Annotated in this window: 21 protein-coding genes; 16 read left to right on the forward strand and 5 right to left on the reverse strand. The window is 72.6% G+C overall.

All coding sequences use genetic code 11. The features are described 5' to 3' along the window. Positions 1 to 100 precede the first annotated feature (100 nt). The 6 genes from ABZ457_RS28860 to ABZ457_RS28885 all read left to right on the forward strand — a co-directional run bounded on the left by ABZ457_RS28860 (position 101) and on the right by ABZ457_RS28885 (position 7,138). The gene (locus ABZ457_RS28860) at positions 101 to 1,831 is read left to right on the forward strand and encodes an AMP-binding protein (protein ID WP_359163408.1); all 1,731 of its coding nucleotides are present in this window, start codon (positions 101 to 103) and stop codon (positions 1,829 to 1,831) included. Next, positions 1,828 to 3,471, forward strand: a complete 1,644-nt coding sequence (locus ABZ457_RS28865) for an AMP-binding protein (RefSeq protein ID WP_359163411.1) — start codon at positions 1,828 to 1,830, stop codon at positions 3,469 to 3,471. The genes ABZ457_RS28860 and ABZ457_RS28865 overlap by 4 nt, the downstream gene beginning before the upstream one ends. Positions 3,472 to 3,715: 244 nt before the next feature. Continuing rightward, positions 3,716 to 4,249: an EF-hand domain-containing protein gene (locus ABZ457_RS28870; RefSeq protein WP_359163414.1), complete on the forward strand. Its 534-nt coding sequence runs from the start codon at positions 3,716 to 3,718 to the stop codon at positions 4,247 to 4,249. Positions 4,250 to 4,365: 116 nt separating this feature from the next. Next, positions 4,366 to 5,541, forward strand: a complete 1,176-nt coding sequence (locus ABZ457_RS28875; protein WP_359163417.1) for an isocitrate/isopropylmalate family dehydrogenase — start codon at positions 4,366 to 4,368, stop codon at positions 5,539 to 5,541. Continuing rightward, a complete protein-coding gene (locus ABZ457_RS28880) occupies positions 5,538 to 6,293 on the forward strand; it encodes an isochorismatase family cysteine hydrolase (protein ID WP_359163420.1) in 756 nt (251 codons plus the stop codon). Before ABZ457_RS28875 ends, ABZ457_RS28880 begins: the two co-directional genes overlap by 4 nt. An 11-nt stretch (positions 6,294 to 6,304) precedes the next feature. Further along, positions 6,305 to 7,138, forward strand: a complete 834-nt coding sequence (locus tag ABZ457_RS28885; RefSeq protein ID WP_359163454.1) for an SAM-dependent methyltransferase — start codon at positions 6,305 to 6,307, stop codon at positions 7,136 to 7,138. Positions 7,139 to 7,305: 167 nt separating this feature from the next. Here ABZ457_RS28885 and ABZ457_RS28890 read toward each other — a convergent pair whose 3' ends face one another. Together ABZ457_RS28890 and ABZ457_RS28895 are read right to left on the reverse strand one after the other, a co-directional pair. Next, entirely contained in the window at positions 7,306 to 10,740 is a 3,435-nt protein-coding gene (locus ABZ457_RS28890) for a CARDB domain-containing protein (RefSeq protein WP_359163423.1), read from the reverse strand. A 261-nt stretch (positions 10,741 to 11,001) separates the two neighbouring features. Beyond that, positions 11,002 to 11,793 carry a hypothetical protein gene (locus ABZ457_RS28895; protein WP_359163457.1) on the reverse strand — a complete coding sequence of 264 codons (792 nt, stop codon included), beginning with the start codon at positions 11,791 to 11,793 and terminating at the stop codon, positions 11,002 to 11,004. Positions 11,794 to 12,242: 449 nt separating this feature from the next. Between ABZ457_RS28895 and gcl the strand changes: the two genes are divergently transcribed. The 3 genes from gcl (at position 12,243) to ABZ457_RS28910 (ending at position 14,583) form a co-directional block, all read left to right on the forward strand. Beyond that, complete coding sequence (gcl, locus tag ABZ457_RS28900; protein ID WP_359163426.1) at positions 12,243 to 14,030, forward strand: glyoxylate carboligase; 1,788 nt, start codon at positions 12,243 to 12,245, stop codon at positions 14,028 to 14,030. A gap of 83 nt (positions 14,031 to 14,113) precedes the next feature. Continuing rightward, positions 14,114 to 14,329 (forward strand): hypothetical protein, encoded by a 216-nt coding sequence (locus tag ABZ457_RS28905; protein WP_359163430.1) that lies wholly within the window; start codon positions 14,114 to 14,116, stop codon positions 14,327 to 14,329. A gap of 65 nt (positions 14,330 to 14,394) precedes the next feature. Then, a complete protein-coding gene (locus tag ABZ457_RS28910; RefSeq protein WP_359163460.1) occupies positions 14,395 to 14,583 on the forward strand; it encodes a DUF664 domain-containing protein in 189 nt (62 codons plus the stop codon). A 624-nt stretch (positions 14,584 to 15,207) separates the two neighbouring features. On the opposite strand, the gene ABZ457_RS28915 is transcribed toward ABZ457_RS28910, so the two are convergent. The 3 genes from ABZ457_RS28915 to ABZ457_RS28925 form a co-directional block, all read right to left on the reverse strand. Further along, positions 15,208 to 16,671: a catalase gene (locus ABZ457_RS28915; protein ID WP_359163433.1), complete on the reverse strand. Its 1,464-nt coding sequence runs from the start codon at positions 16,669 to 16,671 to the stop codon at positions 15,208 to 15,210. A 299-nt stretch (positions 16,672 to 16,970) separates the two neighbouring features. Beyond that, positions 16,971 to 17,870, reverse strand: coding sequence for a 2-hydroxy-3-oxopropionate reductase (locus ABZ457_RS28920; protein ID WP_359163436.1), 900 nt, complete (start codon positions 17,868 to 17,870; stop codon positions 16,971 to 16,973). 34 nt (positions 17,871 to 17,904) lie between these two features. Beyond that, complete coding sequence (locus ABZ457_RS28925) at positions 17,905 to 18,744, reverse strand: TIM barrel protein (protein ID WP_359163439.1); 840 nt, start codon at positions 18,742 to 18,744, stop codon at positions 17,905 to 17,907. A 153-nt stretch (positions 18,745 to 18,897) separates the two neighbouring features. Here ABZ457_RS28925 and ABZ457_RS28930 point away from each other — a divergent pair, with 153 nt between their 5' ends. The 7 genes from ABZ457_RS28930 (at position 18,898) to ABZ457_RS28960 (ending at position 25,224) form a co-directional block, all read left to right on the forward strand. Beyond that, entirely contained in the window at positions 18,898 to 19,194 is a 297-nt protein-coding gene (locus ABZ457_RS28930; protein WP_359163463.1) for a hypothetical protein, read from the forward strand. A 101-nt stretch (positions 19,195 to 19,295) separates the two neighbouring features. Next, a complete protein-coding gene (locus ABZ457_RS28935) occupies positions 19,296 to 19,619 on the forward strand; it encodes a helix-turn-helix domain-containing protein (protein ID WP_359163466.1) in 324 nt (107 codons plus the stop codon). A gap of 142 nt (positions 19,620 to 19,761) precedes the next feature. After that, a complete protein-coding gene (uraD, locus tag ABZ457_RS28940) occupies positions 19,762 to 20,268 on the forward strand; it encodes a 2-oxo-4-hydroxy-4-carboxy-5-ureidoimidazoline decarboxylase (RefSeq protein ID WP_359163442.1) in 507 nt (168 codons plus the stop codon). Positions 20,269 to 20,380: 112 nt separating this feature from the next. Then, the gene (uraH, locus tag ABZ457_RS28945) at positions 20,381 to 20,797 is read left to right on the forward strand and encodes a hydroxyisourate hydrolase (RefSeq protein ID WP_359163445.1); all 417 of its coding nucleotides are present in this window, start codon (positions 20,381 to 20,383) and stop codon (positions 20,795 to 20,797) included. 6 nt (positions 20,798 to 20,803) lie between these two features. Then, a complete protein-coding gene (gene pucL / locus ABZ457_RS28950) occupies positions 20,804 to 21,751 on the forward strand; it encodes a factor-independent urate hydroxylase (RefSeq protein ID WP_359163448.1) in 948 nt (315 codons plus the stop codon). A gap of 216 nt (positions 21,752 to 21,967) precedes the next feature. Then, entirely contained in the window at positions 21,968 to 23,401 is a 1,434-nt protein-coding gene (locus ABZ457_RS28955) for an 8-oxoguanine deaminase (RefSeq protein WP_359163451.1), read from the forward strand. Positions 23,402 to 23,805: 404 nt separating this feature from the next. Beyond that, positions 23,806 to 25,224 (forward strand): nucleobase:cation symporter-2 family protein, encoded by a 1,419-nt coding sequence (locus ABZ457_RS28960; RefSeq protein WP_359163469.1) that lies wholly within the window; start codon positions 23,806 to 23,808, stop codon positions 25,222 to 25,224. Positions 25,225 to 25,874 lie beyond the last annotated feature (650 nt).

Genomic DNA, 25,874 nt, shown 5'->3' on the forward strand with positions numbered 1-25,874 from the left:
AGACCTCCCCGGTGGACGACCCGGAGCGCCTGAAAGAGCTGCTGGAACCGCAGGAGTGGGGCCCCACGCGCGCACACCACCGCCACCGAGGAGAGCGACCATGACGTCTGGCAGTGCGACGGAGAGGTTCCGGGCCGCCCGGGATCTGCTGCTGCGGCACCGGGAGGACTGGGCGGCGGCCCGGGAGCACTTCACCTGGCCCCGGTTCGAGCACTTCAACTGGGCGCTGGACTGGTTCGACGCCATCGCCGAGGGCAACGACCGCACCGCCCTGCACCTCGTCGAGGAGGACGGCACCGAGACCCGGGTGGGCTTCGCGGAGCTGGCGGCCCGGTCGAACCGCACCGCGAACTGGCTCCGCGCGCAGGGCGTCGCCCCCGGCGACCGGATCCTCGTGATGCTCGGCAACCAGGCCGAACTGTGGGAGACCGCCCTCGCCGCGATGAAGCTGCGGGCCGTCGTGATCCCCGCGACCCCGCTCCTCGGCCCCGCCGACCTGCGCGACCGCGTTGACCGCGGCCGGGTCCGGCACGTCCTGGCGCGCGCCGCGGATGCCCCCACGTTCGACGAGGTCCCCGGCGCGTACACCCGGATCGCCGTCGGTCCGCCCGTGGCCGGCTGGCTGCCGTACGCGGAGGCCGCCACCGCCCCCGACGCGTTCACGCCGGACGGGCCGACCCGGGCCGGCGACCCGCTGATGCTCTACTTCACCTCCGGCACCACCGCCCGGCCCAAGCTCGTCGAGCACTCGCACGTGTCCTATCCGGTGGGCCATCTCGCCACCATGTACTGGATCGGCCTGCGCCCCGGCGATGTGCACCTGAACATCTCCTCGCCCGGCTGGGCCAAGCACGCCTGGTCCAACCTCTTCGCCCCGTGGAACGCCGAGGCGACCGTCTTCGTGCACAACTACACCCGCTTCGACGCGGCCCGCCTGATGGCCGAGATGGACCGGCACCGCGTCACCGGCTTCTGCGCCCCGCCGACCGTGTGGCGCATGCTGATCCAGGCCGACCTGAGCGCGCTGGCCGTCCCGCCGCGCGAGGTGGTCGCGGCGGGCGAGCCGCTCAACCCCGAGGTCATCGAGACCGTCCGCCGGGCCTGGGGCGTCACGATCCGGGACGGCTTCGGCCAGACCGAGACCACCGTCCAGGTCTCCAACAGCCCCGGCCAGCCGCTGAAGACGGGCTCCATGGGACGCCCAGGCCCCGGGTACACGATCACCCTCCTCGACCCGGTCACCGGCGAACCCGGCGCGGGGGAGGGGGAGATCGCCGTCGACCTGTCGGACGACCCGGTCGGTGTGATGACCGGCTACCACGGCGACCCCGAGCGCACGGCCGAGGCGATGGCCGGCGGCTACTACCGCACCGGCGACATCGGCTCCCGGGACGCGGACGGCTACCTCACCTATGTGGGCCGCTCCGACGACGTGTTCAAGGCCAGCGACTACAAGATCAGCCCCTTCGAGCTGGAGAGCGCCCTGCTGGAGCACGAGGCCGTCGCCGAGGCGGCCGTGGTCCCCGCGCCGGACCCGGTGCGGCTCGCCGTCCCGAAGGCGTACATCGTCCTGGCCGAGGGCTGGGAGCCCGGCCCCGACACCGCGAAGGTCCTGTTCGCCCACGCCCGGGCCGTCCTCGCGCCCTACCAGCGCGTCCGGCGGATCGAGTTCGCCGAGCTGCCCAAGACCGTGTCCGGGAAGATCCGCCGGGTCGAACTGCGCCGGCTGACGGCCGAGGGCTCGGCCGCCGAGTACACCGAGGACACCGGGCCGGACGGGAATGGCAAGCCCACCGGGCCCGCCGAGTACACCGAAGGAGACCTCCGTTGAGCGACACCACGACCGGCACCACCACCCCCACCGGACCGCCGCCCTCCTACGCCCACGGCCCCTCCGCCACGCCCCTCCTGGGCGAGACCATCGGGGCGAACCTGGACCGCACGGCGGCCCACTGGCCGGACCGGGAGGCCCTGGTCGACGTCGCCGAGGGCACCCGGTGGACGTACGCCGAGTTCGCCGGGGCCGTGCGGCAGCTCGCCCGCGGCTTCCTCGGACTCGGCGTCGCCAGGGGAGACCGGGTCGGCATCTGGGCCGTCAACTGCTCGGACTGGGTGATGGTCCAGTACGCCACCGCCCGCATCGGCGCCGTCCTGGTCAACATCAACCCCGCCTACCGGGCCCATGAGCTGGAGTACGTCCTCAACCAGGCCGGGGTCTCGGTCCTGGTCGCCTCGCAGACGCACAGGACCAGCGACTACCGGGCCATGGTGGAGTCCGTGCGCGGCTCCGTGCCCGCCCTGCGGTCCGTCCACTTCATCGGCGACGGCTCCTGGGACCCGCTCCTCGACGCGGCCCGGGACGTCACCGACGCCGAACTCGCTTCCCGAGAAGCCGAGTTGTCCTGCGACGACCCGGTGAACATCCAGTACACCTCCGGCACCACCGGCTTCCCCAAGGGCGCCACCCTCTCCCACCACAACATCCTCAACAACGGCTACTTCGTGGGGGAGACCCTCGGCTACACCGAGCAGGACCGGGTCTGTCTGCCGGTGCCCTTCTACCACTGCTTCGGCATGGTCATGGGCAACCTCGCGGCCACCTCCCACGGCGCCTGCATGGTGATCCCCGCCCCCTCCTTCGACCCGGCGGCCACCCTGCGCGCCGTGCAGGAGGAGCGCTGCACCTCCCTCTACGGCGTGCCGACCATGTTCATCGCCGAGCTGAACCTCCCGGACTTCGCCGCCTACGACCTCAGCAGCCTGCGCACCGGGATCATGGCCGGATCACCCTGCCCGGTCGAGGTGATGAAGCGGGTGGTGGGCGAGATGCACATGGCCGAGGTGTCCATCTGCTACGGCATGACCGAGACCTCGCCCGTCTCCACCCAGACCCGGCGCGACGACGACCTGGAGCGCCGCACCGCCACCGTGGGCCGGGTCCTCCCGCACGTGGAGGTCAAGATCGTCGACCCGGTCACCGGCACCACCGTGCCGCGCGGCGAGGCGGGGGAACTGTGCACCCGCGGCTACAGCGTGATGCTCGGCTACTGGGAGGAGCCGGAGAAGACCGCCGAGGCGATCGACGCGGGCCGCTGGATGCACACCGGCGACCTCGCGGTGATGCGCGAGGACGACTGCGTCCAGATCGTCGGCCGCATCAAGGACATGATCATCCGCGGTGGGGAGAACGTGTACCCGCGCGAGATCGAGGAGTTCCTGTACGCCCACCCGAAGATCGCCGATGTGCAGGTGGTCGGCGTCCCCGACGAGCGGTACGGCGAGGAGATCCTCGCCTGCGTGATCCCGCGCGACCCGGCCGACGCGCCCACCCTGGAGGAGATCACCGCCTTCTGCCGCGAGCGCCTGGCCCACTACAAGGTGCCCCGCCGGCTGGAGGTCCTGGACACCTTCCCGATGACGGTGAGCGGCAAGGTCCGCAAGGTGGAACTGCGCGGCCGCTACGGGGGCTGAGCCGGGCTCGCCCCGGGGCCGGACGGGATACCCGTGATCGCCAACTCCATTCATATATCGGGACATTGACATCCATCGAGTGAATGAAGACGATCTTCCTCCCGTGTCCGCCACCTGCGGCGCGATAGTGGGGGAGCCGGCCGGGCACCGCCCCGGCCGGCTCCCGCGCGGGCGGTGCCCGCCGCCGCGCGGCACCCGCAGGTCCGCCCCGCCCCGGGGCGGCCGGACGAAAGGTTCACCGCCCATGCGTACCGAGGCCACGCAGCGCGTCGAGCTGGTCTTCAACCTGCTGGACGCCAATGACAACGGCGTCCTGGACGCCGGTGACTTCACCCTGATGGCGAGCCGCGTGGTACGGGCCGCCCCGGCCGCGGACGAGGCGGCCAAGGACGCCCTGCGCGCCGCCTTCCGCCGCTACTGGACCACCCTCGTCGACGAACTCGACGCGGACGGCGACGGCCGGGTGACCTTCGACGAGTACAGCGCCTGCGTCCTCTCCCCGGAGCGCTTCACCGCCACCGTCACCGAGTTCGCCGAGGCGCTGGCCGCCCTCGGCGACCCGGACGGCGACGGACTGATCGAGCGCCCCGCCTTCCTCGCCCTGATGACCGCGATCGGCTTCGAACGCCCCAATATCGAGGCCCTGTTCGATGCCTTCGGCCCCGACGCGGAGGACCGGATCGCGGTCGCCGTCTGGGTCGAGGGCATCAAGGACTACTACGCCCCGGACAAGGCCGGCATCGCCGGCGACCACCTCGTGGGGAGCGTGACGGTCTGAACGCGCCCCGCCCCTCCGCACCCGACGTCCCCGCACCCGGCGTCCCCGCACCCGGCGTCCCCGCACCCGGCGTCCCCGCCCCCGCCACCCCCGCGCCGCAGCGCAGGAGCACCCCCGTGGAGACCGTCGTCGGACTCGCCGTCGGCCGCGGCACCGGCACCGAACTCGCCGCCGTCTTCGAACGCGTCCTCGGCGCGCTCACCCGCCGGCACGGCGCCGCCGCCGTCCGCGTGGTCCGCTCGGAGCGCGTCTACCACTCGTACCTCTCCCTCAGGGCCGAGGGCGGCATCGAGCGCACCGCCCGGCTCACCGAGGAGGACGCAGCCCACTACGAGCGCTTCTGCCGCGCCCAGGCCCGCCTCGGCACCGCCGCCGTCTTCCGCACCGCCATCAACGCCCAGTCGCTGTACGTGGTGCGCAAGCGGCTCCAGGCGGTCAAGGTCGACGCCCTGACCGCCCGCGACGGCAGGCTGCTCCTCGTCCGCGACCAGGCGCAGGGCTTCTACACGGGCGACAACCACCACACCCCCGGGCGGGTGGTGCGCACCATGGAGTTCAGCCGGGAGACCACCGAGCAGATCGTCGGCTACGCGGTGCGGCGTGCCCGGGAGCAGTGGCCCGGCCAGGGCCCGGCCCGGATCGTGATGGCGTACAAGTTCCATCTGCTCGACGGCGCGCTGGACGCGTGGACGGCCGGGCTGTCGGAGCGCCACGGCGTCGGCATCCGGCTCGTCCAGCCCGACACCGTCAACCGGAACCTGATCGCGCACGGGCTCGGCGACCGGACCGTGGTCGTCGCCGGGAACGAGTGGGCCGACATCATGCACGTCGTCCTGCTCGACCGGTTCGGCTCCGAGCGGCAGGAGGACCGCTGCACGGAGAACGTGCACCTCCACCCGGACCTGGCGTATCTGACCGAGTACCAGACGGTGCACGGTTCGGCCGACGACCTCGAAGGCACCGGCCGGGTCAACCCGGTGGCCACCGTCCGGGCCGCGGCCCTGGTGGCGGAGCGGCACGCGGGGTGCGCGGGGGCGGTCGACGCGGTGGAGAAGGCGCTCCTCGCGGTCCGCGAGCGGGGGGTGCTCACCCCTGACCTCGGGGGCACGGCCACGACCGACGAGGTGGTGGCGGCGCTGCTCGACGCGGTGGGCGGGACCGGGCCCGGGGCACCGTCCGGCGGGCTCGCGACCGTGCCCGCGGAGAGCACCGACGCGGGGGCGCGAGCGGGTGCGGAGGCGGTGGGCGCCGGGCCCCGGGCGGCCACCGGCTCCCCGGCGGGCGGCTCATGACGGGCGGCGGCCGAGGCGCGGGCGCCCCGAGCGCGGGCGGCCGGGACGTGGGCGCCCACGGCACCGTGCTGGTCGTCGTCGATCTGCAGAACGACTTCGTCACCGGCCCCGTCGCCGGCGCCCGCTACCGGGGCGACCCCGCCCGCCCGGCGGCGGTCGCGGCGGCCACCGCCCGCGCGGTGGCCGAGGCCCGGGCCCGGGGCGTCGAGGTCGTCTTCGTCCGCTTCACGGGCGACGCCACGGACCAGGGGCCGAGCTGGCGGCTGCGGGACGCCGAACTGGGCAAGCGGCCCAAGTGCCTGGAAGGCTCCTGGGGCGCGGAGTTCCACTCCGTCGCCCCGGAGCCGGGCGAGGCCGTCTTCACCAAGCGCGCCTGCTTCGACGCCTTCCTCGCCGAGGGCTTCGGCGGGCACCTCGCGGAGCGCGGCACCACGCATCTGGTCCTCGCCGGGCTGTTCGCGGACGTCTGTGTGGACTCCACGGCACGCACCGCCTTCCAGAAGGGCCTGCACATCACGGTGCTGGCCGACTGCACCACCGCCGTCCACCTGGCCGACGAGGACGTGCTCCGCTTCATGCGCCTCGTCTACGGCGCCCGTGTCACCACCCACGACCAGGCGGAGGTCTGGTCCCGTTCCCCCGGAGAGGAGGTCCCGTGCCCGTCCCGACAGGCCCCGCCCCCGTCGCCGTCCGACCGCAGCGACCGGACGGCGGCCCGGAACGACCGCACACCGGCGTCGAGGGAGGCGTAGGGCGCACCGCGCTGCTGGTCGCCGCCGCGCGGGCGATCGAGACGCACCGGCCCGACGCGCTCGCCCGGGACCCCTTCGCGGAGCACTTCGTGCGCGCCGCACGGGCGTCCGCCGGCTGGCCCGTCCACCCCGACCAGGTGCCCGGCGGCGACGCGGACCCCCTGTGGGGCCGGCTCGGGCGCTACTTCGGGCTGCGCACCCGCGTCCTCGACGACTTCCTGCTGGCGCGGGCGGCCGGCGGTGTCCGGCAGGTGGTCCTGCTGGGCGCGGGGCTCGACTGCCGGGCCCACCGCCTGGACTGGCCGCCCGGCAGCACCGTCTACGAGCTGGACCGGCCGGAGGTCCTCGCCTTCAAGGACCGGGTCCTCACCGGTACGGGGGCCGAGGCCCGCGCGCACCGCGTCCCCGTCGCCGCGGACCTCTGCCGGGAGTGGGCGACCGCCCTCCTGGCGGCCGGCTTCGACCCGGGCATCCCCACCGCCTGGCTCGCCGAGGGCCTGCTCCTCTATCTGCCCCCGGCCGCCGAACGCGCCCTGGCCGCCACGGTCCACGCGCTCGGCGCGCCCGGCAGCGCCCTGGCCTACGAGGTGAAGCTCGGTGTGGAGGCGGCGGCGGTCCGGGCCAGTCCGGTGTACGCGGCGGCCCGCGCCGGGATCGGCGTGGACCTCCTCGCCCTGTTCGACCCCGCACCGCGCCCGGACACGGCGGCGGACCTGCGCGGCCGGGGCTGGTCGGTCTCCGTGACCACCCCGTTCGACTTCACCCGCCGCCACGGCCGCGGGCCGCTGCCGGAACGGGACGACGCCCTGGCCGCCAACCGCTGGGTCTTCGCCACCCGCCCCTGAGACACGGGCTCCCGTCGGAACGACGACGGCGGCGGCCCCGAGGAGCGGCTCCCGGCACCACGACGGCGGCGGCCCCGGAACGGAGGACTCCGTCCCGGGGCCGCCACCGTGCGCGCACCCGCAGGGGTGCCGCTCCGCGTCGGTCCGACCGCGTCGGCGCGCTCGCGTCAGCCGCGCAGCGCCTGCCGCAGGGACCCCGGCACGGCGGCCGGGCCGGGGGTGCCGCTGATGGTGAACTGGGACCCCGGTTCGATCAGGACATCGCCCTGCGCCGAGCCGGTGATGGTCACATTCGAGAGCGTGGCGCTCCCGCGCGCCCCGCTCATGGCCAGGATGCCCGAGCCGTTGTTCGACTTGTCGATGACCACGTTCCGGATCTGGACGTCCGGCATCGCGCCGCCGCCCGTCTTGAACTGGATGCCGTCGTACGTCGAGTCGCTGATCTCGGTGTCCCGGATGGTGACGCCCGGGATGTCCGGGCCCTGCGCGAACAGGGTGATCGCGCCGAACTCCTGGTCCTCGTTCCAGAACGCGCCGCCCGTGCGGTGCAGGGCGTTGTTGGCGATCAGGGTCTGGCCGGAGAACGGCAGCGGGTCGTGGTCCGTGGCCAGCATGATCCCCGGGTAGTTCATGGTGTCGGAGACGATGTTGTTCTCGATGGTGTTGCCGTAACCGCCGTACACCGCGATGCCGTTGGCCCGCCACGGGAGCTGGACGGTGTTGTTGCGGAAGTGGTTGTCGTGGCCGACGTCCACCGAGGTGTCCTTCACGTACTTGCTGGCCCACACGGCGAGGGCGTCGTCCCCGGTGTTGCGGAAGGAGGAGTTGAACACCGTGGAGTTGCGGGTGCCGTTGGCGAAGTTGACGCCGTCGGCGTAGGTGTTGCGGATGCGGACGCCGTTGAACTCCACCCGGTCGCCCGGCCCCCACAGCTCGGGGATGTTGGAGTAGTCCCGGCCGACCCAGGCGCCGACGTTGGCGTGCTCGATCCAGACGTTGCTGATCTTCGTGTCCTTGCCGAAGCGGCCGTTGAGCGCGACACCGCCCTCGTGGTTGCCGTCGCCGCCCCGGATGGTGCCGGAGCCGAAGATCGCGATGTCGGAGATTCTCGTGTTGTCGTCGATGTCGAAACCGAAGTTGCCCTCGTGCGGGTGGTTGATCCCGCCCGCCTCGTGCGGCGGGGTGAGGGCGTAGAGCTGGGAGTGCCACATGCCCGCGCCCCGGATGGTGACGTTACGGATGCCCACCTGGTTGAACTGGCCCCGGTCCAGCGGGTCGTCGGTGAGGATCTTCTGCTCCTGGCGCCACTGGCCGGCCGGGATCCAGACACAGGCGATCTCCCCGTTCTGGTCGGCGGTGACGGCCCGCTGGAGGGCGTCCGTGTCGTCGATACCGTCGTTGGGGACCGCGCCGTAGGCCGTGATGGAGACGCACTCGGCGGGCTTGGCGGCCGGCGGGGCGACCTGCTCCAGGTCCACCACGTCGATCACATGGAAGGCGGCGCTGTCGCCGGCGTCCCGCTGGAGGCGGAAGACGGTGCCGGGCGGGTAGGTCCGCTCCAGCAGGGCGTGGGACTCGTCGAAGAGCCGGCGGGCGTCGCCGCCGGGCCGGTTGGTGAGGCCCTCCGGGTCGTCGGTGGTCCCGTACAGCCAGCTGTGCTTGGAGGAGAGGTTGAGCTTGCGCACGAACTGGCCGTCCGCGTACAGGCTGAGGGTGGCCTCGCGCCCGCCGCCGCCCGGGGCGTCCGGGATGGAGTTGCGGACCACGACCGAGTTCGCCGCGCCGGTGGAGGTGAACTCCACGTACTGGCCGGTGGCGTCCAGGCGGACCGACTCGCGGCCGGAGGACTCGGTGGCGAAGTTGGTGTGCCCGAAGGTGCGCTGGGCGTCGGCCTTGAGCAGGGTGCCGTTGTAGCGGCCGGCCTCCGCCTCGTACGCGGTGTACGGGACGGCGGCGCCGCGGCCGACGACCAGGGAGCGGGCGAAGGTGTTGTTGTTCTCGTCGGTCTCGGCGAGGGTGCCGGTGGCGTCCGCCGTCGCGGTCAGCGTCGCGCCGCCGCCGGTCGCGGTCCAGGTGCCGGAGAGGGGGACGGAGACCGTGCCGCCGGCCGGGACCGAGGGGGTGGTGCCGTTCAGGGTGGTGGTGCCGGCGGTCAGGCGGGTGACCGTGCCGGCGGGGGCGGCGCTGGTGCCCGCGTTGCGGACGGCGACGGTGAAGCGGACGGTGGCGCCGACGGCCGGGTTGGCCGGGTCGGTGGTGATACCGGTGACCTCCAGGTCGGGCCCGGGGGCCCGGGTGACGGTCAGCTTCCCGGCGGCGGTGCGGCTGTTGTTGGAGTCGTCCAGCTCGGCGACCGTACCGGCCGGGTCGACGACCGCGGAGACCGTCCAGCTTCCGGCGGCGCGCCTGCCGACGGCGACCGGGACGGTGGCGGACGCCCCGGCGGCCAGCGCCGGGGCCTGGGCGCTGCCCGCGTTCGCGCCCTCCACGCTCACGTCCACGGTGGTCGCGGGGGAGGGGGCGGTGCCCGCGTTGCGCACGGTGGCGTTCACGGTCACCGCGTCGGCCTCCGAGGGGGCGGCGGGGGACCAGGTGAGGTCGGTGAGGGTGAGGTCGGGCGCGGGGGCGGCCGTGCCGACGACCTGGAACTCGGCGACCTGGCCGCCCGTCCCCCCGGTGTTGGCGAAGAACTGGAGCCGTACGTCCGCGTACCGGCCGGTGACCGGGATGGTCACGGTGTTCCGGTTGGTCGCCGGGTCGAAGGTGTAGTCCGCGCGCGCCTTCAGCGAGGTGTACGCAGGCTCCCCGGCCGCCCGCCCGAGGACCTGCACGCTCTGGGAGCGGGTGGACCAGGCCGGGTCCGGGTTGAGCTTGAGGACGACGGCGGACAGATCGGCGGCCGCGCCCAGCTTCACGGTCAGCGTGGCCGGGAAGCCGCTCGCCTCCCAGTAGCTGGTGACGCTGTCGTCGTTGGCGTTGGCGGCCACATAGGTCTGGGTGGTCGAGGACGCCTCGATGGGCTTGTTCCGGGCCAGGTTGGTGCCGTCCGGCGGGTTGCCGGGCTCCTCGGGGCCGGTCTCGCCGTACACCTCGACCTCGGAGAGCTGGGCCGCGTTCCAGCCGGTGTTGGCGCTCACCTGCACGCGGACGAAGCGCACGTCGGCGGCGGTGAAGCCGAGGGCGACGGTGTTCGCCGACGCCGGGGTGAAGCTCCGGTTCGCGGAGCCGGACAGGGTGCGGAAGGCGCTGCCGTCGGTGCTGCCCTGGACGCTGAGGGTCTGGGTGCGGGCCTCCCACGAGGCGGGCAGCTTCAGCCGCACCTCGTCCACCTCGGCGGTGGCGCCGAGGTCGATCTGCACCCACTGCGGGAACGATCCGGCGGGACCCTCCCAGTAGCTGGCCTGACTGCCGTCGGTGACGTTCACGGCGGGGTACCCGCCATGCGCGCCGCCGGCGGTGGCGGGTCTGCCGAGCGCCAGATTGGGCCCGTCCGCGGCGGGCGCGGCACTCGCCCCGCCCGCCGGGAACCCGAGCCCCACGGTGACCAGTCCGGCGCCGAGCGCGCCGGCGACCAGCCGTCGGCCGACTTGCTTCCATCTCATGGTGTCCCTCTGTCCTGCCGAGTCCTGCCGGGAAATCGCGGACGGTGCATCGATATTTGAGTTATCCGGTCAATCTTTTGCGTTGCTGGCGAGACAGATTTCTAGCAGGTAACCGCTTTGTCAACGGTTCGCGCAGAGAAGGCAGTTGGGCGGGCATGCCGAAGGGGCCGCGCGGGGGGCGCGGCGCGCCGGGGAGGCGGCGGCGGGTGGCGGGTGCTGCGAGGGGTGGCGGGTGCGGCGGGGTGGGGGACGCCCCGCCGCTCAGACCGCGCGGGCGATCAGTTCGTCGGCGGGTGCGTTCACCGGCTGGGGGGAGCCCGTGAGGTCCATGACGAACAGGGGGACGCCCAGGGCGTCCGCACGCGCGCGGGCCGCGTCCGCGTAGCCGGCGAGGGAGAAGAAGACGCTCTGTGCCGACGCGTTGAGGCCGTTCAGCCACAGGCACTCGACATCGCGCAGGGTGGCGGGCCGGGTCGTGGCGTCGACCTGGGCGACGACGCCGGAACCGCGCAGATCGATGCCGGAGAGGGGGCGCTGGTCGGGCTGGAGGACGTCGGTGAAGCCGAGCCAGCGCAGATACATCGCCGCCGCCGTGACCGCGTCGCGCGCGGTGCGGATGGTGACCGGGCGGAAGGTGGGGCGGGGGCGCGCGGAGGTGCGGGGCAGGGGTATGTGCGCGGCGGTGGAGGAGCCGCGGCCGGCCGCCGCGCGGTGCTCGTCGGAGGGCTCCCCGGCCGGTGCGAGGGGGTGGGGAGCCGGGCCGGTCTCCGTCGGGGCCGGCGGCACGGACGCCCCCACCGGGCGGACCGCGATCCGCAGCACCGTCCCGCAGGGGCAGCCCAGTTCCGGCTGCGGCCACGCGTCCTGGCGGTCGCAGTCGGGGCAGTGGACCGTCACCCAGTCGTCCGTCCAGGTGCGGTGGACGATCGGCACCGGCGGCGCGCCCGGCAGCAGCGGTGGGACGAGCGGGGCTCCGCAGGCGCACGGGTAGACCGGCGGCGCGTACAGGTGGTCGCGCCGGCAGGACGGGCAGCGGACCGGCACGCTCTCGATCATCGTGGCACCTTCCTCCGGGGCCGGCTCCGGCCGGGAACCCGGGTACTTCGCCCGCCCTCCCCCGGGGCGGTACCGGTCCATCGTCCACCACCGGCGCGCGGTTGGCGAGGCACTTCCCGGACTGCGCCCCCTCGTGCGCCCCGGCGGCGCCCTGGTGCGCGGTGCGTTCGCCGGGTGCCTCGGCGGGTGCCCCGGCCGGAGCGCCGGCCGTGTGCTCGTCCCGCGTGCGCGTTCCCCGGGTGTCCGTCCGGCGGCGGATCCGTCCTGTCCGTCCTGTCCGTCCGGCGGCCGGTCCCTTGACGGCACATCGGCAGCGCTCTAAATTGCTTCCGTATAGCAGAACTGTACTTCCGTAATGCGGAAAACTGACAGAACGCCGACGCGGGCCCGCCGCTCTCAGGTGGCGCGACAGAGCCCGATCCCGAAGGCCGGAGCAGGAGCACCCCATGCCTCGTATGACCGCCGCCCGAGCGGCCGTTGAGATCCTCAAGCGTGAAGGCGTCACCCACGCGTTCGGAGTGCCGGGCGCCGCGATCAACCCCTTCTACAAGGCACTCCAGGAGGGGGGCGGTGTCGACCACACCCTCGCCCGCCATGTCGAGGGCGCGTCCCACATGGCGGAGGGCTACACCCGCACCCACCCGGGGAACATCGGCGTCTGCATCGGCACCTCGGGCCCGGCCGGCACCGACATGATCACCGGCCTGTACTCCGCCATCGGCGACTCCGTCCCGATCCTCTGCATCACCGGCCAGGCGCCCACCCATGTGATCCACAAAGAGGACTTCCAGGCCGTCGACATCGCCTCGATCGCGGCCCCGGTCACCAAGGCGGCCACCACCGTCCTGGAGGCCGCGCAGGTCCCGGGCGTCTTCCAGCAGGCGTTCCACCTGATGCGCTCCGGCCGACCCGGCCCCGTCCTCATCGACCTGCCCATCGACGTCCAGCTCACCGAGATCGAGTTCGACCCGGACACCTATGAGCCGCTGCCGGTCTACAAGCCCGCCGCGACCCGCGCCCAGATCGAGAAGGCGATCGGCTTCCTGCTGGAGTCGGAGCGCCCGCTGATCGTCGCGGGCGGCGGTGTCATCTCCGCCGACGCCACCGACCTGCTGGTCGAGTTCGCCGAGATCACCGGCACCCCCGTCATCCCGACCCTGATGGGCTGGGGCTCGCTGCCCGACGACCACGAGCTGAACGCGGGCATGGTCGGCGTCCAGACCTCGCACCGCTACGGCAACGCGACCTTCCTGGAGTCGGACTTCGTCCTCGGCATCGGCAACCGCTGGGCCAACCGCCACACCGGCTACAAGCTCGACGTCTACCGCGGCGAGCGGAAGTTCGTCCACGTCGACATCGAGCCCACCCAGATCGGCAAGATCTTCGCCCCGGACTACGGCATCGCCTCCGACGCCAAGGCCGCCCTGGAGCTGTTCGTCGAGGTCGCGCGCGAGCTGAAGGCGGCCGGGAAGCTGCCGGACCGCTCCGCCTGGATCGCCTCCGCACAGGAGCGCAAGGCCACCCTCCAGCGGCGCACCCACTTCGACAACGTGCCGCTGAAGCCGCAGCGCGTCTACGAGGAGATGAACCGGGCCTTCGGCCCGGAGACCCGCTACGTCACCACCATCGGCCTCTCCCAGATCGCCGGCGCGCAGATGCTGCACGTCTACAAGCCGCGCCACTGGATCAACTGCGGCCAGGCCGGCCCCCTCGGCTGGACGATCCCGGCCGCGCTCGGCGTCGCCAAGGCCGACCCCGAGGCGCAGGTCGTCGCCCTCTCCGGCGACTACGACTTCCAGTTCATGATCGAGGAGCTGGCGGTCGGCGCCCAGCACCGCATCCCCTACGTCCATGTCCTGGTCAACAACAGCTACCTGGGCCTGATCCGCCAGGCGCAGATCGGACTGGACATCAACTTCCAGGTCAACCTGGAGTTCGAGAACATCAACGCGCCCGAACTCGGCGTCTACGGCGTGGACCACGTCAAGGTCGTCGAGGGCCTCGGCTGCAAGGCGATCCGCGTCACCGAGCCGGACGAGCTGCTGCCCGCCCTGGAGCAGGCGAAGAAGCTCGCGGCGGAGTACCGGGTCCCGGTCGTGGTCGAGGCGATCCTGGAGCGGATCACCAACATCTCGATGAGCCGCACCATGGACATCAGCGACATCTCCGAGTTCGAGGACCTGGCCACGGAACCGGGCCACGCCCCGACGGCGATCAAGCCCCTCAAGGTCTGATCCGCCCGTCCTTACTGCCTCCCCCGAGGGCCCGTTCCGCACCCCGCGGACCGGGCCCTCGGGCGTCCCGCTACGATCCCGCCATGCCCGGCCCCGAGAACCCCCCGCCCCATGCCACCTCCGCTGAGCCCGGCAGTGCCGCGGGGTGGCGCGCGGTCGTGGTCGGCCACCACCGGGGCGAGGGGGAGGCGCGCGGGGACGGGGCCCGGATCGCGGCCGTCGTCGCCGCGCAGCACCGGGACCGGCCGACGCGCTACACCGTCGACACCTGGACCCTGGAGCTGCGCCGCCGCGCCTGAGCGGCCCGAGGTGAGCCGCCCCCGGTGGCGCCCGCGACGGCCGCCAAGGTCTGCGGCCGTGACCGATACACCGGACGAGACCTGGCCCGAACCCCCGCTCGCCGGCACCGAGGCGGCGGCCGTCCTCGGCGCCCTGGAGTGTCAGCGGGCCACTCCTCCTGGACCTGGTAGAGGAGTACGCCCGCCACGCGGGCCACGCCGACCTCGTCCGCGAGTCCGTGGACGGGCTCACCGGGGAGGACCCGCCGCGGTGAGCCCGGGGGCGGCCCGCCCCCGGGGTGGTGCCCGGTGTGCGTGCGCCGGACATGGATCAGGGCCCGGCCTCTGTGCGAAGGCCGGGCCCTGATCGACGAGCAGGATGTACGGGACCGTAAACCGACACCTGCCCGGGCCGGGGGAAACCGGGGGAGGGGGACGTGGTGCCGCCCGACGGTGCGAGGCTGGCGCGACAGGACGTTCGCACCGCCGGGCGGAGTCTGTGGTTCCCGGAGCGTGCTCCGGGAGGGACGGGCTGGGACCGCGGCGGGGCGATCGGCTGCGCCGGCGCACCTCACGTCAGGTCGGAGAGGGTCCGGCGGCCTTCACCACCGCACTGGCATCGCTCTTCCGCCGCGGTCCTCGCCACGGCCTGCCCCCGGGGAGCGTCCGGCGGATGGGTTTCCGGACACCCCCGCGGCCCGCGCCGGTTCGTGCCGGGCGCGTGGGCCGTGGGGACAGGGTGGGGCCACGCCGCGCGACCACCCCTCATCGGGCCGCGCGGCGCGGGTTCGGGTCGTGTCCGGAGCACGTCGGCGCGTCAGCGCGTCTCGGCGTCGGGACACTTCCCAGCGCGCGGAGCGGACCTCCCACGGATGCTCCGCGCGCCGGCTGATGGGCCCTCAGTCCTCGCGCAGGGCGCGGACCGCCTCCGCCACGCGCTTGCCGTAGTCGGTGTCGGCGGCGTGGAAGTGGGCCAGGTTCTTCTCGATCACGTCCTCGCGGGTGACCTGCGAGAGGCCGCCCGCGATGTTCGCGACCAGACGCCCCTTCTCCTCCTCGGACATCAGCCGGTACAGCTCGCCCGCCTGGAAGAAGTGGTCGTCCTTGACGTGCTCGGGCGCCGCGTGGGTGCCGGTCCAGCCGTGGATCGCGAGCGGCGCGGAGAGCGCGGCGTCGGTCTGGGCCGGGCCCGCGTACGAGTTGGGCTCGTAGTTCTTGTCGTGGCGGGAGCCGTTGCGGGTGGCCATGAAGCCGTCCCGCCCGTAGTTGTCCGCCCCGCCGTCGACCGCCTTCGGGGCGTTCACCGGGAGCTGGGTGTGGTTGACGCCGAGCCGGTAGCGGTGGGCGTCCGCGTAGGCGAACAGGCGGCCTTGGAGCATCTTGTCCGGGGAGGGGCCGATGCCGGGCACGAAGTTGTTCGGCGAGAACGCGGCCTGCTCGACCTCGGCGAAGACGTTGTCCGGGTTGCGGTCGAGGACCAGCCGGCCCACCCGCTGGAGCGGGTAGTCGCTGTGCGGCCACACCTTGGTGAGGTCGAAGGGGTTGAAGCGGTACTCCGCCGCCTCGGCCGCCGGCATGATCTGCACGTACAGGGTCCAGGACGGGTTCACCCCGCGCTCGATCGCCTGGAGCAGGTCGGTCTGGTGCGAGTTGGCGTCCTTGCCGGCCAGTTCGGCGGCCTGCTCGGAGGAGAGGCAGCGGATGCCCTGGTTCGTCTTGAAGTGGTACTTGACGAAGAAGGCGTCGCCGGCCTCGTTGGTCCACTGGTAGGTGTGCGAGCCGTAGCCGTTCATGTGCCGGTAGGAGGCCGGGATGCCGCGGTCGCCCATCAGCCAGGTCACCTGGTGGGTCGCCTCGGGGGCGTGCGCCCAGAAGTCCCAGACGTTGTCCGGCTCCTGCTTGCCCGTGAAGGGGTCGCGCTTCTGGGAGTGGATGAAGTCGGGGAACTTGATGGGGTCCTTGATGAAGAAGACCGGGGTGTTGTTGCCGACGAGGTCGTAGTTGCCCTCCTCGGTGTAGAACTTCAGCGCGAAGCCGCGCGGGTCGCGGACCGCGTCCGCGCCGCCGAGGGAGTCGGCCACGGTGGAGAAGCGCAGAAAGGTCTCGGTGCGCCGGCCGACCTCGGAGAGGAAGTCCGCCCGGGTGTACGCGGTGACGTCGTCGGTGACCTCGAAGTACCCGTACGCGCCCGAGCCGCGGGCGTGCACCACGCGCTCCGGGATGCGCTCGCGGTTGAAGCGCGCCAGCTTCTCCAGCAGGTGCTGGTCCTGGAGGAGGAGCGGGCCACCGACGCCGGCGGTGGCGGAGTTCTGGTTGTCGGCGACGGGGGCGCCGGACTCGGTCGTAAGGACGCGCTTCGTCATGGGGTTCGGTCGACCTTCCGTACGGGCTGCACTGATGACGGGTTCGGGGCTGGCGGTTCGAGGAGAGTAGGTTTGCCGCGAAGAAAACGTCAACAGTTTGTTGAAAGTGAAGGGTGGTGTTCCGGCCGGCGCCGACGCCTGGGCGCGACAGGACAGGTGTCGGCGCCGACGCCGGCCGGGGTCCAGGGGGCGGGCCGCGGTGCACGCGGCCCGGGGGAGGGCGCCCGGGTCCGGACCTGTGCGGTCCCGGACCGGGCGGTGGATCAGATCTGCGCGCGGGATCAGACCTGGGCGCCGGATCAGACCTGGGCGCCGGAGAGACGCTCGACCGAGCGCAGCAGGGCGGAGTGGTCGAGTCCGCCGTCGCCCTGGGCGCGCAGCGAGGCGACGAGCTGGGCGACGACCGAGCCGACGGGCAGCGCGGCGCCGACCGTGCGGGCCGCGTCCGTCACGATGCCCATGTCCTTGTGGTGCAGGTCGATGCGGAAGCCCGGCTTGAAGTCCCGGCTCAGGAAGTTGTCCTTCTTGCGGGTCAGCACCGTGGAGCCGGCCAGCCCGCCGTTGAGCACGTCCAGCGCGGCCGCCAGGTCCACGCCGGACTTCTCCAGGAAGACCACGGCCTCGGCGCACGCCTGGATGTTGACGGCCACGATCAGCTGGTTGGCCGCCTTCACCGTCTGGCCGGAGCCGTGCGGACCGCACAGCACGATCGTCTTGCCCAGCGCCTCCAGCAGCGGCTTCGCGGTGTCGAAGTCCGCCTGCTCGCCGCCGACCATGATGGAGAGCACGGCCTCGATCGCACCGGCCTCGCCGCCGGACACCGGGGCGTCGAGCACCCGGACGCCCTTCTCCGCGGCGGCCTTCGCGAGGTCGACCGAGGTCTGCGGGGTGATCGAGGACATGTCGATCAGCAGCGCGCCGCGCTTCGCGTTCTCCAGGATGCCGTCCGGGCCGTAGGCGATGGCCTCGACCTGCGGGGAGGCGGGCACCATCGTGATCACGACGTCCGCGTCCCGGACCGCCTCGGCGATCGAGGAGGCGGCGGTGCCGCCGGCGGCCGCCAGGCGGTCCAGCTTGTCCTGCTCCAGCGTGTAGCCGGTGACGGCGTAGCCCGCCTTCAGCAGGTTCTCGGACATGGGGGAGCCCATGATGCCGAGGCCGATCCAGGCGACCTTCGGGTTGGAGGAGGAAGTGCTCATGAGGGTACCTCTCTGAAAAACGCTTCGGGGTGGGTCAGTTGGCCGCGCGGGCGCCGGCCGGGAGCCAGTCGAACGCCTCGGCGCCCGGGCGGTCGCCGGCCTTGTACTCCAGGCCGATCCAGCCCGTGTAGCCCGCCGCCGCCAGCTCGTCGAGGAGCTGCTCCAGCGGGAGGGAGCCGGTGCCGGGGGCGCCCCGGCCGGGGTTGTCGGCGATCTGGACGTGGCCGGTCCTGTCGGCGTACGCCTTGATGACCTGGGAGACGTCCTCGCCGTTCATGGACAGGTGGTAGATGTCCAGCAGGAATTTGGCGTTGCCGAGGCCGGTCGCCGCGTTCACCTTGTCGACCACCTCGATCGCGGCCGGGGCGCTCACCAGCGGGTAGAGCGGGGACTCCGGCTTGTTGAGGGTCTCGACGAGCAGGATCGCGCCGACGCGGTCGGCGGCCCGGGCCGCGAGGACCAGGTTCTCCAGCGCCAGGGCGTCCTGCACCTGCGGGTCCGCGCCGTCGACGCGGTTGCCGTAGAGGGCGTTGAGCGCCGTGCAGCCGACCGAGGCGGCGAAGTCCGCCGCGACCTCGATGTTGGCCCGGAAGCGGTCGGACTCCTCGCCCGGCAGGGAGAGGGCGCCGCGGTCCGGGCCGGGCAGCTCGCCTGCGTAGAAGTTCAGGCCCACCAGCTGTGTGCCGGCGTCGTCGAGCGCCTTCTTCAGGGCGTCGAGTTCGGCCTGCGGCGGGGTGGGGGTGTCGATCCAGGGCCACCACAGCTCGACCGCCGTGAAGCCCGCCGCGGCGGCTGCCGCGGGGCGCTCCAGGAGCGGGAGTTCCGTGAAGAGGATCGAGAGGTTCACATCGAAGCGCTGGTCTGCGTATCCCATGAGGGCCGTGCGCCCCTTCCGTATTGCGGAAGTTTCTTTCTGCTTAACGGAATTCTGTGCGGCGGCGAGCGAGCCTGTCAAGACGCCCCCGCGAAAAAGACCGCCCCCGGACCTCGCGGAACCCGTCCGGGCCGCCGCTACCGTGGGGGCATGGTGCGACTGAGAGTGGAGTTCACGACCGAGCCGTTCGACCTCGACGAACCGCCGGCCCACGCGCTGGCGGCCCGGGACGTCGTCCAGGGCGCACGGCTGGACCATGTGGACGTCGGCCCCTTCGGCAATACCGCCGAGGGCGGCGCCGACGCGGTGCTGGGCGCGGTCGACACCCTGCTGCGCGAGGCCCTGAAGAACGGGGCGACCCGGGTGTCCCTGCAGGTCAACGTGGTGGGCGAGCCGGCGGACGGGGCCCCGGCCGACCCGGCGCGGAACGTGGCGGAGGGGCAGGGATGAGCGGCACCGGCGAGCAGGTGGACGCCCCCGGGGGCGCCCGGGGAGAGGCGGTGCTTGGGGAGCACGCCCTCGCGCACGCGGTGAAACCGCTCGTCGACGCCATGGGTGGCGTCCTGATCGCCCCCGGCGAGGCCCTGGACGACGACGTGGTGCTGAGCTGGGAGGGCGAGGAGGTCGTGGCCGTCCGCCTGCCGCAGCTCGCCGACTCCCTCGATCACATCCTCGCCGCGCTGGAACGCCGGCACGGCATGCCCCTCGCCGAACTGGACCGCCGGACCAAGCAGTCCGTCGTCCGCACCCTGGAGGCACGCGGTGCCTTCTCCGTCCGCCACGGTGTGGAGACGGTCGCGAGCGCCCTCGGCGTCAGCCGTTTCACCGTCTACAACTACCTGAACAGGGCGAACGCCTCCCGGGACGGCGCCTGACCGCCGCCCGGGAGCCCGTACGAGGGGGCGCCGCGGTTTGTTACCGCGATTTTTCAACAAAGTGTTGACGTCGACTTCGGCAGGGCGTTAGCTATCCGCAGCCCGTCCGACGTACCGAGAAGATCACGCCACGGAGGCTCCCGTGACCGCACTCCAGCATCCGGGCCTCGCCCGGTTCAACGCCTCCGAGGACCGTGCGGCCCTGGCCGCGCTCCACGAGGTGTGCGCCTCCTCGGCCTGGGGCGGCAAGCTGCTCGCCCAGCGCCCCTACGCCGACGCCGAGGCGCTCTACCGGGCGAGCGACGCCGCCACGGCCGAGCTGACCGCGGACGACCTCGCCGAGGCGATGGCCGGTCACCCGCCCATCGGCCGGCCCAAGCCCGGCGACCCGACCTCCGCCCGCGAACAGAGCGGAATGGCCGGCGCGTCCGAGGACCTCAGGGCCGAGATGCTCGAACTCAACCTGGCCTACCAGGACCGGTTCGGCCATGTCTTCCTGATCTGCGCCACCGGACGCACCGGCGAGCAGATGCGGGACGCCCTGCGGGAACGGATCGGGAACACGCCCGAGCAGGAGCGCGCGATCGTGCGCACCGAACTGGGCATGATCAACCGCATCCGGCTGGCCCGGCTGGCCGAGTCCGGCTGAACCGGGCCGCGCCGCCCGCGGGCGGCGCCACCGCGTCCCGCCCGAGCCGCCGGAGCCCCGCCCGACCCGTCCGGCCCCTTCGAGCCCTTTCAGCCCTTCGAGGAAGAAGCGCATGAGCACCCACACCACCGCATCGGTGTCCACGCACATCCTGGACACCAGCATCGGCCGCCCCGCCGAGGGCGTCGCCGTCTCCCTGTCGGCCCGGCCGGGCCCCGGCGCGGAGTGGCAGACGCTCGGGGCGTCGGCGACCGACGCGGACGGGCGCTGCAAGGACCTGCCGGCACTGCCGGAGGGCACCACCCATGTACGTCTGGACTTCGCGACCGAGGAGTACTTCACCGGTCGCGGGGCCGCCGCCACCACGCAAGCCGATGTGCAGCAGGACGCCCCCGCGAATCGGGACAGCGGTGCGCCCGGAGCGTTCTTCCCGGAAGTGGCGATCACCTTCGCCGTCGTGCCGGGCGAGCACTACCACGTACCGCTGCTGCTCAACCCGTTCGGCTACTCCGTTTACCGAGGGAGCTAGCAGACAATGACAGCCAATCCCCGTCTCGCCCGTCCTGTGGTCCTGGGCCAGAACCAGTACGGCAAGGCCGAGAACCGCGTCGTCAAGATCACCCGCGACGGCGACACCCACCACATCAAGGACCTCAACGTCTCCGTCGCCCTCTCCGGCGACATGGAGGAGGTCCACTACTCCGGCTCCAACGCCAACGTCCTGCCGACCGACACCACCAAGAACACGGTGTACGCGTTCGCCAAGGAGTACGGCATCGAGTCCGCCGAGCAGTTCGGCATCCACCTGGCCCGCCACTTCGTCACCAGCCAGGAGCCGATCCACCGGGCGCGCATCCGCATCGAGGAGTACGCCTGGGAGCGGATCGAGACCTCCGACGGCAACTCGAAGTTCATCGGCGCCGACGAGGTCAAGCACTCCTTCGTCCGCAAGGGCCAGGAGACCCGCACCACCGAGATCACCTACGACGGCGAGAGCTGGCAGGTCATCTCCGGCCTCAAGGACCTGGTCGTGATGAACTCGACCAACTCCGAGTTCTGGGGCTACGTCAAGGACAAGTACACCACCCTCAAGGAGGCGTACGACCGGATCCTCGCCACTCAGGTCGCCGCCCAGTGGCGCTACAACTGGACCTCGGACGAGGACCGCATGCCCAACTGGGAGAAGTCCTACGCGCAGGCCAGGAAGCACATGCTGGAAGCCTTCGCCGAGACCTACTCCCTCTCCCTCCAGCAGACGCTGTACCAGATGGGCGCGCGGATCATCAACAGCCGCAGCGAGATCGACGAGATCCGCTTCTCGCTCCCCAACAAGCACCACTTCCTCGTCGATCTGGAGCCCTTCGGCCTCAAGAACGACAACGAGGTCTACTTCGCCGCCGACCGCCCGTACGGCCTCATCGAGGCCACCGTGCTGCGCGACGGCACCGAACCGCGGATCCCGGTCGACATGACCAACCTCTGACCTCCGGCGGGCCGTTGCCGGACGCGCCCGCCCCCGCAGCCGGGGGCGGGCCGCCCGGGCGGCGGCCCGGAGGGAGCGCCGGAGCGGCCGGCCCGCCCACCCCGAACCCCGTTCCTCCATCTCGGCACCCGCGGCCACCCGGCCGCGGCACTCAAATCCCCCCAGGGTCCTGCCGTGCCCGTCCCGCCAGACACCGAGACAGAAGAAGGAAGCACCATGGCACCTTCGGCAGCCCCCGACGCCACCGCCGGCGCCACCCCCGGCGCCGCCTCCGCGCGGGCCGAGCGCGTCGTGATCGAGAACTGCGCGATCGCCACCGTCGACGCGCAGGACACCGAGTACGCCTCCGGCCACATCGTGGTCGCCGGCAACCGCATCGAGTCGATCGGCGCGGGACCCGCCCCGGCCGGCCTGGCGAACGTCGTCCGCCGCGTCGACGCCACCGGCCACCTCGCCACCCCGGGCCTGGTCAACACCCACCACCACTTCTACCAGTGGATCACCCGGGGCCTGGCCACCGACCACAACCTCTTCAACTGGCTCGTCGCCCTCTACCCGACCTGGGCCCGCATCGACGAGTCCATGGCCCGTTCCGCCGCGCAGGGCTCCCTCGCGATGATGGCCCGCGGCGGCGTCACCACCGCCATGGACCACCACTACGTCTACCCGCGGGGTTCCGGCGACCTCTCCGGCGCGATCATCGGCGCCGCCCGCGAGATGGGCGTCCGCTTCACCCTGGCGCGCGGCTCCATGGACCGCAGCGAGAAGGACGGCGGCCTGCCCCCGGACTTCGCCGTCGAGACCCTCGAAGGCGCCCTCGCCGCCACCGAGGAGACCGTCCGCACCCACCACGACGCCTCTTTCGACGCCATGACCCAGGTCGCCGTCGCCCCCTGCTCCCCGTTCTCCATCTCCACCGAACTCCTCAGGCAGGGCGCCGAGTTGGCCCGCCGCCTCGGCGTACGCCTCCACACCCACGGCTCGGAGACCGTGGAGGAGGAGAAGTGGTGCCACGAGCTGTTCGGCATGGGCCCCACCGACTACTTCGAGTCCACCGGCTGGCTCGGCGACGACGTGTGGATGGCGCACTGCGTCCATATGAACGACTCCGACATCGAGGCGTTCGCCCGCACCGGCACCGGCGTCGCCCACTGCCCCTCCTCCAACGCCCGCCTCGCCGCGGGCATCGCGCGCGTCCCCGACATGCTCGCCGCGGGCGTCCCCGTCGGCCTCGGCGTCGACGGCACCGCCTCCAACGAGTCCGGCGAACTCCACACCGAACTGCGCAACGCCCTCCTCATCAACCGCCTCGGCGCCCACCGCGAGGCCGCGCTCAACGCCCGCCAGGCGCTGCGGCTCGGCACCTACGGCGGCGCCCAGGTCCTCGGCCGCGCCGACGCGATCGGCTCCCTGGAGCCGGGCAAGGTCGCCGACCTGGTCCTCTGGAAGCTCGACACCCTCGCGCACTCCTCCATCGCCGACCCGGTCGTCGCCCTCGTCTTCGGCGCGGCGGCCCCCGTGACGCTCTCCCTCGTCGACGGCAGGCCGGTCGTCGAGGACGGCCGTCTGACGACGGTCGACGAGGACGCCATCGCCCGCAGCACGCGGGACGAGGCACAGCGCCTCGCGCGGATCGCCGCGCAGGGCTGACCCCCAAGGCTCCGGTCGGGGGGACGGCCCCGGCCGGCGTGCCGTGGACCCGAGCGGGGTCCGCGGCAGCCGGAACCGGGGGCGGGTACGCCCGTCGTACCCGCCCCCGGGGACGGTGACTCGTGTCAACGGCGTACCCGCGTCCTGCGCTGGTACGCCGCGCACCACCGGCTCGGGCGACCGGTATGTGCACCTCCCCAGCAGCACCCGCACCACCTCCCTGAAACCACATGTCACCGACGACGTGTTACCCGACCGGAGGCACCGCCGTGGCCGCGCACAACCAGCACTCCGACAGCCCCGAATCCGCCGACACCTCCTCTCCTGCCGACACCTCCGCCCCCTCGGGCTCCGGCCTCCCCGACCGCAAACACCCGGTCGACGAGACCCTGCCACCCCTGCGGATGGTCACCAGCGGCCTCCAGCACGTGGCCGCCATGTACGCGGGAGTCGTCGCCCCGCCCCTCATCGTCGGAGCGGCCGTCGGTCTCTCCGCCAAGGAACTCACCTTCCTCACCGGAGCCAGCCTCTTCACCGCGGGTCTCGCCACCTTCCTCCAGACCCTCGGCGTCTGGAAGATCGGCGCCCGGCTCCCGTTCGTCAACGGTGTCACCTTCGCCGGCGTCGCCCCGATGCTCGCCATCGTCGACACCGCGCCCAGCAAGGACGACGCCCTCCCCATCATCTTCGGCGCCATCATCGTGGCCGGTCTGCTGGGCTTCGTCGCCGCGCCGTTCTTCAGCAAACTGGTGCGCTTCTTCCCACCGGTCGTCACCGGCACCGTCATCACCCTGATCGGCATATCCCTGCTCCCGGTCGCCTTCGGCTGGGCCCAGGGCCCCAACCCGGCGGCGGACGACTACGGTTCGTCCACCTACCTCGCCCTCGCGGCCCTCACCCTGGTGATCGTCCTGGCGCTGCGCCGCTTCACCCGCGGGTTCCTCAAGCAGATCGCCGTCCTCATCGGCATGGTCCTCGGCACACTGATCGCGATCCCCTTCGGCGTCACCGACTTCTCGCCGGTCACGGAGGCGGACCTGGTCGGCTTCCCGACCCCGTTCCACTTCGGCGCACCGCAGTTCGCGCTCGCCGCGATCATCTCGATGTGCGTGGTCATGGTCGTCTCCATGACCGAGTCCACGGCCGACATGCTCGCCCTCGGCGAGATCGTCGACCGCAAGGCGGACGAGAAGACCATCGCGGCCGGCCTGCGCGCCGACACCCTCGGCTCCGCGATCAGCCCGCTGTTCAACGGCTTCATGTGCAGCGCCTTCGCCCAGAACATCGGCCTGGTCGCGATGACCCGCATCCGCAGCCGCTTCGTGGTGGCGTGCGGCGGCGGCGTCCTCGTCCTGATGGGCCTGATGCCCGTCGCCGCCTCGCTCATCGCGGTCGTCCCCCGCCCGGTCCTCGGCGGCGCGGGCGTCGTCCTCTTCGGCTCCGTCGCTGCGAGCGGCATCCAGACCCTGGTCCGGGCGGGCCTGGAGAAGGACAACAACGTCCTGATCCTGGCGGTCTCCCTGGCGGTCGGCATCATCCCGATCAGCGCCCCGGAGTTCTACCACGCCTTCCCGGAGACCGCGAAGATCATCCTGGACTCGGGCATCTCCACGGGCTGCGTCGCCGCGGTGGTCCTGAACCTCCTCTTCAGCCACACGGGCCGCCGCCGCGACACGGACGACGAGGTGACGGCGCCGATGGAGCCGGGCGACGACATCTCGGAGAAGCGGCCGGCGGGCGGGGTCGGGGCCGGGGTCGGCGCGCAGCGCCACCCGACCCCGGCTGCCGCCGCCGACCCGGACCACCCGGCCCCGGTCCACTGACCGCCCCCGCCCCGGGGGCGGCACGCGAGCGGGCCCGGTCCTGTGGGGGGACCGGGCCCGTTGGTGTGTGCTCCGGCGGGGGTGGGCCCCGGCGGCCACGACGGCACCCTTGTTGCCGGGGGCATCCCCGTCGGGCGGGGAGCAGCGCGGACGCCGGTCGTGTCCATGGTCACCAGGGGGAACAGCCCCGCACTGCGGGGAGCAGGCTCGGTGCTGGTCGGGTCCGGGGGTGGCTGGGGGAACACCCCCGCACGCGCGGGGAGCAGCCGAACGGATCGTCCATGACGCCGACCCCGATCGGAACACCCCCGCACGCGCGGGGAGCAGGTGAAGATCTGGTGACGGCGGAGCGTCGCCAGGGGAACACCCCCGCACGCGCGGGGAGCAGACCTCCTCCGGCGCGAAGGTGCCCAAGCTGCGGGGAACACCCCCGCACGCGCGGGGAGCAGTCCCACCTGGTGGGCATCGACGTCAACATGGCGGGAACACCCCCGCACGCGCGGGGAGCAGCGCTTCTGACGGAGTAGCCGGTCCCCTGTGCCGGGAACACCCCCGGATGGTGTCCCGCCGAGTGGTGTAGCAGGGATCTCCGCATAGCCCCTGGTCATGAGGCGGCCATCGCGCAACTCTCCGAGTAGCGAAGCTCGTTG

This window comes from Streptomyces sp. NPDC005805, from assembly GCF_040630445.1.
Classification (GTDB): domain Bacteria; phylum Actinomycetota; class Actinomycetes; order Streptomycetales; family Streptomycetaceae; genus Streptomyces.